The 13,291-nt window shown below is 32.5% G+C and carries 14 protein-coding genes and 1 tRNA gene; 12 read left to right on the forward strand and 3 right to left on the reverse strand.

Annotation, left to right across the window (positions count from 1 at the left end; translation table 11 throughout):
• The 11 genes from Q385_RS08935 (at position 1) to mnmG (ending at position 10,303) form a co-directional block, all read left to right on the forward strand.
• Positions 1-336 (forward strand): winged helix-turn-helix domain-containing protein, encoded by a 336-nt coding sequence (locus tag Q385_RS08935; RefSeq protein WP_037919740.1) that lies wholly within the window; start codon positions 1-3, stop codon positions 334-336.
• The gene (locus Q385_RS0106145) at positions 326-661 is read left to right on the forward strand and encodes a hypothetical protein (protein WP_245596370.1); all 336 of its coding nucleotides are present in this window, start codon (positions 326-328) and stop codon (positions 659-661) included. Before Q385_RS08935 ends, Q385_RS0106145 begins: the two co-directional genes overlap by 11 nt.
• A gap of 3 nt (positions 662-664) precedes the next feature.
• Positions 665-1,114, forward strand: coding sequence for a D-glycero-beta-D-manno-heptose 1-phosphate adenylyltransferase (gene rfaE2, locus Q385_RS0106150; protein ID WP_028950829.1), 450 nt, complete (start codon positions 665-667; stop codon positions 1,112-1,114).
• Positions 1,115-1,954 (forward strand): SIR2 family NAD-dependent protein deacylase, encoded by an 840-nt coding sequence (locus tag Q385_RS0106155; RefSeq protein WP_028950830.1) that lies wholly within the window; start codon positions 1,115-1,117, stop codon positions 1,952-1,954.
• Between the two features lie 111 nt (positions 1,955-2,065).
• Positions 2,066-2,138, forward strand: a tRNA-His gene (locus Q385_RS0106160).
• A 191-nt stretch (positions 2,139-2,329) separates the two neighbouring features.
• On the forward strand, positions 2,330-3,709 hold the full coding sequence (gene lpdA / locus Q385_RS0106165; protein ID WP_028950831.1) for a dihydrolipoyl dehydrogenase: 1,380 nt from the start codon (positions 2,330-2,332) through the stop codon (positions 3,707-3,709).
• 48 nt (positions 3,710-3,757) lie between these two features.
• Positions 3,758-5,161, forward strand: a complete 1,404-nt coding sequence (gene purF / locus Q385_RS0106170) for an amidophosphoribosyltransferase (RefSeq protein WP_028950832.1) — start codon at positions 3,758-3,760, stop codon at positions 5,159-5,161.
• A gap of 79 nt (positions 5,162-5,240) precedes the next feature.
• A complete protein-coding gene (locus tag Q385_RS0106175; protein WP_028950833.1) occupies positions 5,241-6,677 on the forward strand; it encodes an RNA-guided endonuclease InsQ/TnpB family protein in 1,437 nt (478 codons plus the stop codon).
• Between the two features lie 61 nt (positions 6,678-6,738).
• Complete coding sequence (locus Q385_RS0106180) at positions 6,739-7,287, forward strand: DJ-1 family glyoxalase III (protein ID WP_028950834.1); 549 nt, start codon at positions 6,739-6,741, stop codon at positions 7,285-7,287.
• Entirely contained in the window at positions 7,281-8,354 is a 1,074-nt protein-coding gene (locus Q385_RS0106185; protein ID WP_028950835.1) for a M24 family metallopeptidase, read from the forward strand. The genes Q385_RS0106180 and Q385_RS0106185 overlap by 7 nt, the downstream gene beginning before the upstream one ends.
• Before the next feature lie 86 nt (positions 8,355-8,440).
• A complete protein-coding gene (gene mnmG / locus Q385_RS0106190; protein ID WP_028950836.1) occupies positions 8,441-10,303 on the forward strand; it encodes a tRNA uridine-5-carboxymethylaminomethyl(34) synthesis enzyme MnmG in 1,863 nt (620 codons plus the stop codon).
• 8 nt (positions 10,304-10,311) lie between these two features.
• Here the strand turns inward: mnmG and Q385_RS0106195 are convergent, their stop codons facing one another.
• The 3 genes from Q385_RS0106195 to Q385_RS0106205 all read right to left on the reverse strand — a co-directional run bounded on the left by Q385_RS0106195 (position 10,312) and on the right by Q385_RS0106205 (position 12,908).
• Entirely contained in the window at positions 10,312-11,037 is a 726-nt protein-coding gene (locus Q385_RS0106195) for a uroporphyrinogen-III synthase (protein ID WP_028950837.1), read from the reverse strand.
• Positions 11,034-12,566: an ion transporter gene (locus Q385_RS0106200; protein WP_028950838.1), complete on the reverse strand. Its 1,533-nt coding sequence runs from the start codon at positions 12,564-12,566 to the stop codon at positions 11,034-11,036. The genes Q385_RS0106195 and Q385_RS0106200 overlap by 4 nt, the downstream gene beginning before the upstream one ends.
• A gap of 102 nt (positions 12,567-12,668) precedes the next feature.
• The gene (locus tag Q385_RS0106205) at positions 12,669-12,908 is read right to left on the reverse strand and encodes a NifU family protein (RefSeq protein ID WP_028950839.1); all 240 of its coding nucleotides are present in this window, start codon (positions 12,906-12,908) and stop codon (positions 12,669-12,671) included.
• Positions 12,909-13,014: 106 nt separating this feature from the next.
• Here Q385_RS0106205 and Q385_RS0106210 point away from each other — a divergent pair, with 106 nt between their 5' ends.
• Positions 13,015-13,239, forward strand: coding sequence for a UPF0175 family protein (locus Q385_RS0106210; RefSeq protein WP_028950840.1), 225 nt, complete (start codon positions 13,015-13,017; stop codon positions 13,237-13,239).
• Positions 13,240-13,291 lie beyond the last annotated feature (52 nt).

A 13,291-nucleotide genomic window follows, 5' to 3' on the forward strand; every position in this document is an offset into this window, starting at 1 on the left:
GTGGTTGAGGTGAAGTACAAAGTCTGGATAGAAAAAGATGGAGAGATTATTATGGGACTTGGGAGAGATGAACTTTTGAGGGAAATTGAAAAGACAGGGTCTATAAAAAAGTCGGCTGAAAAGGTTGGTATATCTTACAGAAAAGCTCTTTACTTTATTGATGCGATGGAAAAAAGGTATGGTAAAAAAATAGTTGAAAGTGTAAGAGGAGGTCGTGGTGGTGGAGGGTCAAAACTTACAGAAGAAGGAAAAAAACTTTTAAAAGAGTTTGAAAAGGTTATAAAAGAGTTTGAAAAAGCAAAAGAAAATTCAGAAAAAGAGTTAAATGTTGAATGAGGCTTTAATTCAAAAAAGAAAAAAATACTTTGCTTTGTTGTTTTCAGTTTTTATCTGGTTTGCTGTTTTGATAATACTAAAAGTCCCTTTAAATCCAAATTTTTCCATTTTATCTCCTGCTTTTATAATGATAATGCTTACCGCTTTTATTCCATCTTTTTTAGTCTTTAAAAAAAAGTATAACTATAATCTGACTTTATTTTTAGCCTACATTCCAGCTTTAGTAGGTTTTATAACTTCTGTTATTTTCAACAACAGTGCATACTTTTTAATATCTTTTCCTATATTTTTACTTAGCTACATAGTAATCTTTCCTAAGAGGTAGAAGATGGATTATTTAAAAGTTATAGAGGAGTTAAAAAAAGAAGGTAAAAAGATTGTCTTTACAAATGGATGTTTTGATATAATTCATGCAGGGCACGTTGATTATCTTGAAAAAGCGAAGTCCCTTGGAGACTTTTTAATAGTAGGGTTAAACAGTGATGAGTCTGTAAGAAGGTTAAAAGGAAAAGACAGACCAGTAAATCCACAAGACCAGAGAAAAAAAGTTCTATCAGCTTTAAAACCTGTAGATATGGTTATAATCTTTGATGAAGACACTCCTGAAAGACTTATAAAAGAGATAAAACCTGACGTTCTTGTAAAAGGAGGAGACTGGAAAATAGAGAATATTGTTGGAGCTGATTTTGTAAAGTCCTATGGAGGACAGGTTTTAACCATTGATTTTGTTTACGATACTTCAACCTCAAAAATAATAAGTAAAATCAGGAGTTTGTAAGTGGATAAAAGTGTATTTTCAAAGGCTAAAGAAGTAATACAAGAGGCGGATAGCGTTTTAATTACAGCAGGGGCAGGAATGGGGGTTGATTCTGGACTTCCTGATTTTAGAGGTAAAGAAGGCTTTTGGAAGGCATACCCCTACGCAAAAAAGTTAGGTTTAAACTTTCAAGATTTGGCACACCCAAGATGGTTTATAGAAAATCCAAGATTAGCTTGGGCTTTTTATGGACACAGATTAAATTTATACAGAAATACACAACCTCACGAAGGATTTTACATCTTAAAAAAGATTGTAGAAAGTAAAAATAACGATTACTTTATATTTACTTCAAACGTAGATGGACAGTTTCAAAAAGCTGGTTTTGATGAGAAGAAGATAGTTGAGATACACGGAAGTATTCATTACTTACAATGTACTCTACCTTGCAATGAAGATATATGGTCTGCTGACAACGTTCAAGTAAATGTAGATATGGAAAATTTTCAAGCTTTAGACCCACTTCTAACCTGTAAATACTGTGGCAGAATTGCAAGACCAAACATACTCATGTTTAACGACTTTAGCTGGATACCAATAAGAACAGAAAGTCAAGAATTTAGATTTAACCTCTGGCTTGAAAAAGTGATAGATTTAAATAAAAATCTTGTAATAATAGAAATAGGAGCTGGAAAAGCTATCCCAACAGTAAGACTTACAAGTGAGAAGATAGCAAAAATAACAAATGGAGTGCTTATAAGAATAAATCCTCGAGACTACGATGTACCTAAAAACATAAATGCAATTTCTATTCCTGCTGGGGCATTAGAGGGATTGAAGAGTATATTTTCTTTTTTATGAAAAAATTATCAAGCCTTAGAATGAAGATTTAAAATCAAAATTAATAGATGTTTTTATTATACCTTATTGAATTTTATCTTAAAAAGAATTATAATATAATTCTCTATCACGGAGGGTGTAGCTCAGTAGGCAGAGCACGAGGTTGTGGCCCTCGGGGTCGCGGGTTCAAGTCCCGTCATCCTCCCTTTATATCTCTGTATAAAGAATACGGAGATAATGCCAAACTTTTTATCCTCTTTGAATTTTCTTGATAGATACACATTAAAAAATAAGCCACTACCTACATTCATTTATTGATATTTAGAAAACTAAAAAAGTTGAAATAAGTGGAATAAAGAATATTATTAAAATGAAGTACGTTTTAGGAGACCTTTTATGTTTGACCTAATCATAATAGGAATGGGACCTGGAGGATATGAAGCTACCTTAACAGCTCTAAGAAAAAAACTAAACGTTGCTATAGTAGAAAAAAGTAAGTTAGGGGGAAATTGTTTAAACAGAGCTTGTATTCCTACTAAGTACTTAAGAAGTGGAGCCCACACTATTGAAAAACTTCAAAAACTTAAAGCCTATGGAATAGATATAAAAGATTACTCTATTGATTACAAAACTGCTTTTGAAAATAAAGAAAAGTCAATAGGATTTTTAAGAAAGTCTTTAGAACAGCTTTTAAAATCAAAAAAAGTTCCTGTATTTGCTGGTAAAGGTAAAATCGTAGCTCAAAATCAGGTTGAAGTTTTATATCCTGACGGTAAAAAAGAGATTATAGAAGGGAAAAATATAATTATCGCAACAGGGTCATATCCAGCTTCTGTAGGAAAACTCAATCCAGATGGAAATTACATCATTACTACAGAAGATTATATGGAAAAATTAGACACTTTACCAGAAAGTATGCTCATAGTTGGTGGTGGAGTAGCAGGTTGTGAGATAGGATACATTGCAAAAACCTACGGATGCCAAGTTTACATTACAGAGCTTCAAGACAGACTTTTACCTTCAGAAATAATATCTCCAGAAATATCAAAAAACCTTTTAAAAAAATTTAATTCCATAGGAATAAAAACATTTTTTAACACTACAGTAGAGGACTTTTATATAGAAGAAGGTAAAGTAAATGTAAAACTTTCAAACGGCGAGACTTTAAAAGTTGATAAAATTCTTTTAACAATAGGTAGAAAACCAAATACTCAAGATATAGATACAATAGGCATAGAGAAAGACGAAAAAGGTTTTATTAAGGTAAATAACTACCTTCAAACAAACGTCGAAAATATATACGCTATAGGAGATGTTGTTAACTCTCCTATGCTTGCTCACGTAGCTTCTTATGAAGCTAAAATAGCTCTTCACAACATTACTTCCCAAGACAAAACAACTCCAGACTATACACTTACTCCTTGGGCTATATTCTCTGGATATGAGATAGGACACGTAGGGCTTAACGAAGAAACAGCAAAAAAACAAGGATTAGAAGTTATATCAGGATACTATCCATTTACTTACAATGAAAAAGCTGTAGATGAACTTGAACCAGAAGGATACGTCAGACTCTACTTTGAAAAAAACAGTAAAAAAACTGTTGGTGTTGATGTAGTAGGAATAGGAGCTTCCGAGATTATCCATCAGATAGCAGTTTTTATAAAAGAAGGATACACAGCAGACAAAGTCCACGAATTTATATACTTCCATCCTTCTTTAAGTGAGATATTTGCCTATGCTTCTTACGATATAGCAGTAGGAAAGTTATTTTAAAAAGTGGTAAAATTTCTATATGTTATTTAATTAGAGGTGAATTTTTAAATGTGTGGAGTATTTGGAGTTTTTAATAATAAATCGGCAGCTGAACTTACATTTTTAGGATTACACGCATTACAACACAGAGGACAAGAATCTGCAGGTATTGCAGTATCAGATGGCTACGATATAAATTTAAGACTTGGAACAGGGTTAATAACCCAAGCAATAAAAGAAGAAGACATCAAAGAGTTAAAAGGCGATATCGCTATAGGTCATGTAAGATACTCTACAAGTGGAGGGTCTAACCCAAAAAATATCCAGCCATTTTTCGCTCACTTTTACGGAGGGCAGTTTGCAATAGCACATAACGGTAATCTGGTTAATGCGGAAAGACTGAAAAGAGAACTGGAGATGGAAGGCGCCATATTTAGGTCAACGTCAGACACGGAAGTGTTTGTCCACCTGATAGCAAAATCAAGACAACCTGCCCCACCTCACATAAACCTTCATAAAAACGACGAAGACTTTCTACCCCATGTATTTGAAGCTATGAGAAAGGTAAAAGGTGCATACTCTCTGGTTATTCTGAGAGAAAAACAGCTTATAGCCGTAAGAGACCCTTACGGATTTAGACCACTGGTTTTAGGTAAAAACAGGAGTGGGTCTTACTTTGTTGCATCTGAAACCTGTGCTTTAGATATTGTAGATGCAGAATATTTAAGGGATATAAACCCTGGTGAAGTTATTGTAATAGATGATGCAGGAATAAGGTCTTACTATCCTTTTGAATATACGGAAAATCCAAAAAAATGTATATTTGAGTTTGTTTACTTTGCAAGACCAGACAGTAAAATATTTAAAGATTGGGTTTACAGTGTAAGAAAAGAATTTGGTAAAAGACTTGCAAAAGAGTACCCAATAGATGCAGATTGTGTAATTCCTGTATTAGACTCAGGATTACTTGCCGCTATGGGGTACAGTGAAGAAAGTGGAATACCTTTTGAGATAGGACTTATAAGAAACCATTACGTTGGTAGAAGTTTTATCCAACCATCACAAGAGATAAGAGATTTAAGCGTAAGATTAAAACTAAACCCTGTAAGAGACGTTATAGAAGGAAAAAGAATTATAGTGATAGATGACTCTATAGTTAGAGGTACAACCAGCAGGAAAATAGTAAATATGTTAAGAAGGGCAGGAGCAAAAGAAGTTCATATGCTTATAAGCTCTCCTCCTGTTGTAAGTCCTTGCTACTACGGAATAGACACACCGACAAAAGAAGAATTACTCGCATCTCAAATGTCTATAGAAGAAATTAGAAAGTTTATAGGAGCTGATACACTTGGATATCTATCTTTAGAAGGTATGTTAGAAGCCGCAGACAAAACCAAGGGATACTGCACTGCATGCTTTACAGGAAACTACCCTGTATTAGAACTAATAACTGATTTTATAGTCACTTCTTGACAAATATAGAAAAATGTTTTATGTTTACATCTATGAAGCTTAGTGAGTGGGCTAAGAAAATAGAAGGTTTAAGAAAAAGATGAAAACTAATCAAGAAATCATAGGCACTTATTTTTATCCCTGCTATGCTAACAAAGGTAAAGCTGATAAAGTAATTCAAATAATTACTGAGTATAGGAAAACAGCCCAAAGAATTGCTAAATACTTGTGGAGTGAATTCTTTAAAACAGGAAAGTTTAGTAAATACAAAGACGTAAAGAGTATTAGGTCAAATCTTTCTGAAAGATATAAACAAACCTGTTTATGGCAAGTAATAAGCACACTAAATTCTTTTGTATCCAACATTCAGGAAAAATTTAAAGAAATAGTGTATAATTCCACTTTACCAGAGGAAATAAAGAAAACTCTTTTTATAATCAATAAAAACAAAGCATGGTTTAGTAAAGATTTTGAGTGTAGTAGTAAAATTAAAAAACTTGCAAGAAAAATATTCAAGCACAATCTTAAACAGTATAACAAACCATCTTTTAAAAATATCAATCTGCACTTAGATAGCAAAGTTGCAGTTGTAGAACATAACAAACAAAGCAAAACTTTTGACAGATGGATAAAGTTATCAACCCTTGAAAAAGGAAAGCCTATTTATTTACCAATTAAAAATAATAGATATGCAGAAAATTTAGAAGGTGAGCTGGCTAACTTCTGTCAGATTTCAGTAGATAACAACAACATCATTGTAAAACTGATGAAAAAGTTAAAAAAGAGAAAATACCTACCAGAAACAGACACTATATCAATTGATTTAGGCTTAAACCCTCTGTTTGCAGCAAGTAAAGGGAATTTAATCGGAAGAAACTTTATGAGTTTTCTCAAAAGAATAGATGAGAAAATCACAAAAAGGATGGCACATTTACAGAAAATAGGTATAAAACCAAAACAAGACAATAAATACAGAGAATTAGTAAGAAAATTCAGAGAGTTTTTAAAGAATGAGATAAACAGATACATAAACCGTTTGGTAGAGATATACAAACCAGCAACCATCGTTATTGAAAAATTAGACTTTAGAAACCCAGAACTTTCAAAAAGAATAAACAGGTTAATATCAAACTTTGGTAAGAGATACATAAAAGACAAATTAAACAGATTACAAGAGATTTATGGAATAAAGATAATACAAGTCAACCCAGCATACACAAGTCAGGTTTGCAGTAGCTGTGGGTACGTTGATAAGAAAAACAGAAAAGATACAAATACTTTTGAATGTAAAGTTTGCGGAGCAAAAATAAACGCACAGGTAAACGGTGCTAAAAACATCCTTGCAAGACGTTCTTGTGAGGATATCAAACTCCACCACTCAAAAAAGCAAGTCCTCAGGATATTGGTAAAACGGTATCTTGAGAGACAAAAAGGGTGTTATAGTGCTCCCTTGGAAGTTATTAAGAGTAATCCATATTTTAAGGATTATCTTGATGACTTCCTAAACCCTGCGGTGGTGGGGAATAAACGTCTATAAATGGGGGAACTATTAGACGAATTTTTTGAAGAGATTCAAATCCCATAAAGGAGGGTTTGGAATGGCAAAGGTTTTAGTACCATTAGCAGATGGATTTGAAGAAATAGAAGCTATCAGCATTGTAGACATTTTAAGAAGAGCAGGAATAGAAGTTGTGATAACAGGACTGCACGATGGATATATAGAAAGTGCAAGAGGTGTAAAGGTAATTCCAGACACAACCATAGATAAAGTAAGCGCAGATGAGTTTGATATGATAGTTCTTCCTGGTGGTCAACCGGGAACAGATAACCTAAACAAAGACGAGAGAGTAAAAAAGTTAATTCAAGACTTTTACAATAAAGGAAAACTTACAGGTGCAATCTGTGCAGCTCCTTACGTTTTAGCTTCTGCTGGAATTTTACATGGTAAAAAGGCAACTTCTTATCCAACTTACAAAGATAAGTTAGGAGATGTAAACTATCTTGAAGAGTCTGTTGTAGAAGATTCCAACGTACTAACGTCAAGAGGACCAGGAACAGCTGCATGTTTTGCTCTTAAAATAGTAGAAAAGTTAGCAGGAAAAGAAAAAGCAGACCAAATTCAGCAGGCAACCCTATTCAAATGTTAAAAATAGACCAGATAAAAGAAAAACTAAGAAAGGAAGGCTTAGATGCCTTCCTGTTTAACTCTTACTCCAACGTATTTTATCTGTCAAGATTTTCATCTTCTAACGCTTATATTATACTGACTGATAAAGAAGCATACTTCATTACAGATGCAAGATACTACGAAAACGCAAAAGAAAAACTAAAAAACTTTACAGTATTAGAGCTAAAAAACGGTCTTAAAGGGTTAAAATATTTTATAAATAATTTAAATATCAAAAACTTAGGATTTGAAAAAGATAAAATTACCTTATCATTTTACGAAAAACTTAAAGAGAACCTAAAACCTACCTTAATAGGTTATGAAGGATTTTTAAACGAGTTTAGAATTTCAAAAACAGAAGAAGAAATCCATATAATAAAACAAGCAGTAATTAAAATAGATAATGTTTATAAAAAGATACTACCTTGGATAAAAGAAAATGTAAACAATAATCTTACAGAGCTTTCTATAAGAAAAAAAGTTATAGACCTTATTTTTGAAGAAGGAGGGACATCAGAAAGCTTTCCGACCATAGTAGCTACAGGAAAACATTCTGCAATACCCCACTGGGAAACCTCAGAAGAACCTATTTTAAAAGATGCACCATTACTAATAGATATGGGCTTAAAGTACAAAGGATACTGTAGTGATTTTACAAGGACACTTTACCTTGGAAGTTTAGACTCAAAGTTTGAAAAAATTTATAACATCGTAAAAGAAGCTCACATAGAAGCTGTGAACGTGGTAAAAGCAGGAATACCTATAAAAGAGATAGATTTAACAGCAAGAAAAGTGATAGAAAAATACGGATATGGAGATTGCTTTACTCACTCAACAGGACACGGAATAGGGATAGATATTCACGAAGAACCAAGAATATACAAAGACAACGAAGAAATTTTACAAGAAAATACAGTCTTTACAATAGAACCAGGAATATACATTCCTAACTGGGGTGGAGTAAGGTTAGAAAACATAGTAGTGGCAAGAAAAGATGGAGTAGAAGTCCTAACTCAAACACCTTTAGAGCTGGTAAATCTTCTTTAAAAATCTTCTTAAAATCTTTTGGAAAATTTGATTTCAAGGAATAATATAATATAGGTGTTTTTAAAAAGTTAAACTGGAGGTAAAAATTGATTTACGATACAGAGTTTGATGTAGTTGTAGTTGGTGGTGGGCATGCAGGAATAGAAGCTGCCATAATATCAGCAAAGTTAGGGGCAAAAACTGCTTTAATAACAATAGATGAAAATAAAATAGGTCTTATGCCTTGTAATCCTTCTATAGGAGGAATAGCTAAAGGTATAGTTGTAAGAGAAGTTGACGCTCTTGGTGGTGAGATGGCAAAGGCAATAGACCAGACAGGAATACAGTTTAAAGTGTTAAATACAAGAAAAGGTCCTGCAGTAAGGTCTCCAAGAGCCCAAGCAGATAAAGAAGAGTACAGAAAGTATATGGTTGAAAAAACCCATAACACAGAAAACCTTACAGTTATAGAAGATGAAGTTATAGATATTGTTTTAAAACCAAACCAGAACGAAGTTGAAGGCGTTATAACAGACAAAGGTTTAAAAATAAGAACAAAGTCAGTTGTTATTACAACGGGAACCTTTCTGAACGGTCTTATACATATAGGAGACAAAAGATTTCCTGCAGGAAGAATGGGAGAAAAACCTTCTACAAGACTTCCTGAGTTTTACAAAAGACACGGTTTTGAGCTTGTAAGATTTAAAACAGGAACTCCTGCGAGACTTGATAAAAACACTATAAACTTTTCTATCTTAGAAGAAGCTCCGGGAGATAATCCACCGCCTAAATTTTCATTCTGGACTGAACCGAAAGGGTCATACTGGTTTAAAGAAAAAGACCAGATACCTTGCTACATAACTTACACTACTCCAGAAACCCACAGAATAATCAGAGAAAACCTTCACAGAACTGCTTTATACGGTGGAGCTATTACAGGAATAGGGCCAAGATACTGTCCTTCAATAGAAGATAAAATAGTAAAATTTGAAGGAAAAGAGAGACACACAGTATGGCTTGAACCTGAAACAAGAGACGGAATAAGTATATATCCTAACGGTTTAAGCACATCTCTACCAGAAGAGATACAGTGGCAGATGTACAGAAGCATACCTGGACTTGAAAATGTAGTTCTTTTAAAACCTGCTTATGCGATAGAGTACGATATAGTAATGCCTACAGAACTTTACCCTACATTAGAAACAAAAAAGATAAAAGGTCTATACCATGCAGGAAACTTTAACGGGACAACAGGTTATGAAGAAGCTGCAGGACAGGGAATAGTAGCTGGAATAAACGCAGCTTTAAGAGCCCTTGGAAAAGACGAACCATTTATAATAGGTAGAGACGAAGGATACATAGGAGTTATGATAGATGACCTTACAACAAAAGGCGTTATAGAGCCATACAGATTATTTACTTCAAGGTCTGAGTATAGACTTCACTTAAGACAAGACAATGCAATCCTTAGACTTTACCAAAAAGCATACAACATCGGAGCTCTTACAGAAGAAGAGTACAGATTTGTAAAACAGCACGAAGAAGAGATAAACAGCTGGGTAGAAAACTACAAAAACACCTACATTAAAGACAATGACAAAAAAATATCTGTATTTACTTTCTTGCAAAAGCCTGAAATAAACATAGACACACTAAAAGAATACGGTATTGAAACACCATCTTCTGATTACATTAAAGAGGAATTAGAGATAAACGTTAAGTATGACGGCTACTTTGAAAGGGAGAGAAAGTTAAACGAAAAAATGAAATACTTAGATAGTATAAAAATACCTCAAGACATAGATTACTCAAAAGTAGCAGGTTTAACAAAAGAAGCTGTTATGAAGCTAACAAAAGCAAAACCTATGACGTTAGGTCATGCTGCAAGACTAGAAGGCATTACACCAGCAGCCATCACAGCTATAATGGTTCACATAGAAAAGATGAGAGAAAAGAAAAAAGCAGGATAAAAAGCCCGTTAGGGCTTCTTTTCTTTTAAAAGTTTTACTATTTCCTCAAACGTAAAGACATCAGGGAGTATATCAACTTCAAATCCTTTGTCTTTTAATGATTTTTCTGTGGTTGTTCCGATGACACATACTAAAACATTTTTTAAAAACTCCATTGATTTTTCATATCCAAAAACATTTAAAAAACCATTAAAAGTAGAAGGACTTGAAAAGACAACTGCAAAAATCTTTTTCTGGGAAAATAAATTTTCAACTTCTTCTATATTATCAGGGATATTAAAAGAAGTTTTGTAAACTGGTGTAAGCTCAACAAAGTAGTTTTTACCTGACTGATTAAGTAAAACATTAGACCCTTCTAATGCTCTTATAAGGCCAAACTTTTTACCTTTAAACCTGTCTATGTTTTTATCTATATACTCTTTTAAACCCTCTGCACTAAAAACATCAGGAATTTCAATATTGCTAAAACCTAATTTTCTCAAATAGTCAGCTGTTTTACTTCCTACCGCTATAACAGGTTTTGATTTATCTATTTCTGCGTCCTTTAAAAAAAACTTAACAGCGTTTTTACTTGTAAAAATCAAGTAATCGTAATTTTTTTCATTAAAGTTATTTAATGGAATTTTTTCAAATTTTATAGTAGGGAATGGTATAGGGTTGAAGCCTTCTTTTTCAAATAGGGATTTTACATCTTCAAACTGACTTTTTTCTCTTGTTATCAACACATTTTTCATGTGGTTTCTCCACTTGGAATAATAAAAATATAATCTGTTTCAGATACTTTAAAATCATCAGGAGGAGAAAGAATTACCTTTTTATTCCTTTCAACTGCGATAGGCATCAAATCTTGTTTTCTAATGTATGTTAAAATCTCTCCAAACGTTTCAAAACTTCCAATTTCTTTAACTTTAACTTTTCTTATTCCTGTTTCGTTGTCTATTATAGTTTCTATCAACTGAGTTGCTCCTGGATTTAAAAGGCTTGAGAACATTATTTTACCAAGTATTTGTCCATGTATGAGAATATCCTTAGTCCCAAGTCTTTTTCTAAATATTTCAGCATCTTCATCTAAAAGAACTTCTACGTATAGTCTTGCATAAGGGTTTAATGTTTTAATAAGCATTCCAGCTAAAGCAGTTCTTGCATCTATATCCCTGTCTGTAAGATGAGGTAATTTTTCCCCAACTATAACAACATCAGAAGCTTTATTTATCGCTACATCCATCAAAATATCTTCCTTTATAAAGTCTCCTTTTTTATAGATAATGTATGAAAGATTAATATCTAAATCTTTTTTATCGTGATTTGTTATTAAAACAACTGGTCTTTCTTTATCAATTTCAAGGCTTATTATATTCTCTAAAATCTCTTCAGACGTTTCGTTATATCCACATATAACTATATGGTTTTCTAAATCTCGCATCTTCACCTCTCCTTCTTTTAACTCAAGTAATCTGTTTATAAATGATACAGAAAATCCAGCTGTTAAAACAGAGACTAAAACAATGTTAATAAAAGTCATAAAGGAAGCAATAATCTTACCCGTATCTGTTATAGGAGTGATGTCTCCGTATCCTACTGTAAAAGATGTTATAGCTCCCCAGTAAAGTGCATCTAACAAACTTTTAAAAGCATCGTTTTTTGCATTGTATTCGTATATGTAAACTATGATAGAAAAAACAGTTATGTTAAGAAATATCATCAAAGTAGAGAAAACAAAAATAAATCCTTGCTCTTTTAGAGCCTGAAAAACGCTCTTTAATCCTGATGAATATCTGAAAATCTTTAATATTCTTAATAATTGAACAATTCTTATAGCTCTAAATGGCCTAAAGATAGGTAAGATTGCAATTAAGTCTATGATTGAAAGGGGTTTTAACATCCATTTTAGCTTAACTTTTAAAGCGTATAAAAAGGCATTAATATAGGCTTTTAAATTTTTTTCTTTATGCTGACTTAAAGATGTTTTAAAATCTTGGAAAAAGTCAGATATTACCCACCATCTGAGAATGTACTCAAAAGCAAAAAATAAAAGTGTAATTTCTTCAAAATCTTGTAAGAATGAATGTAAATCTGGTGGGAGTTTTTCTGACTCTGGCGTTATTAACAAAAGTACGGTAATAGATGAGGTTATAACAATAAAAAGGGCTACTAAACTGTAAATGTGATTTAACGAATTTCTTTCATTTTCTAAGACGTTGTAAAAAAAGATTTTTAATCTTTTGATCTTAGATAAGTACTTTTTATTTTTAGATTTTTTCAAACTCTACCCAATCAGCTGTTTTTATTATATTTTACTATTTTTTGTAGAAAATTTTTAGATTAATTTATAAATTAAGGAGGCTTTAAAGCCTCCGTTGATATATTATCCTAAGTTTACAGCTACTACTTCTTTAACCTCTGGAATAGCCTGTTTTAATCTTGCTTCTACTCCACCTTTTAAAGTCCATAAAGACATAGAACATCCAGAGCAAGCACCCATAAGTCTAACGTAAACTGTTCCATCTTCTGAAACGTCTATTAGCTCAACATCTCCACCATCAAATCTTAAGTAAGGTCTAACTTGCTCTAAAACTTCTTCTACTTTTTGTCTGTCTATTGCCATCTTTTTTCCTCCTGATTATTGATTTATGATAAGATTATATAACACAGGAAAATTTTTTTTATGATTAATACCAGAGTGTACCTATAATCATTTACGAGGAAAAGCCATGAAAATTGTAATAAATTTACCTGATGAGCTAAAACTAAAAGAAGAGGAAGTAAAAACAGCTGCTATAGTTAAACTATATGAACTTGGGAAAATATCTTCAGGAAAAGCTGCAAAACTTTTAGGTATATCTCGTATTGAATTTTTAGATTTGCTTGGTAAATATAAAGTCCAAATAAATCCAGATACTGAAGAAGAGCTTATAAAAGATATAGAAAATGCGTAAAGTTGTATCAAATACTACTCCAATACTTTCTTTTATCAAATTATGATAAGAT

Origin of the sequence: Sulfurihydrogenibium subterraneum DSM 15120 (genome assembly GCF_000619805.1) — a bacterium.
Lineage (GTDB): Bacteria > Aquificota > Aquificia > Aquificales > Hydrogenothermaceae > Sulfurihydrogenibium > Sulfurihydrogenibium subterraneum.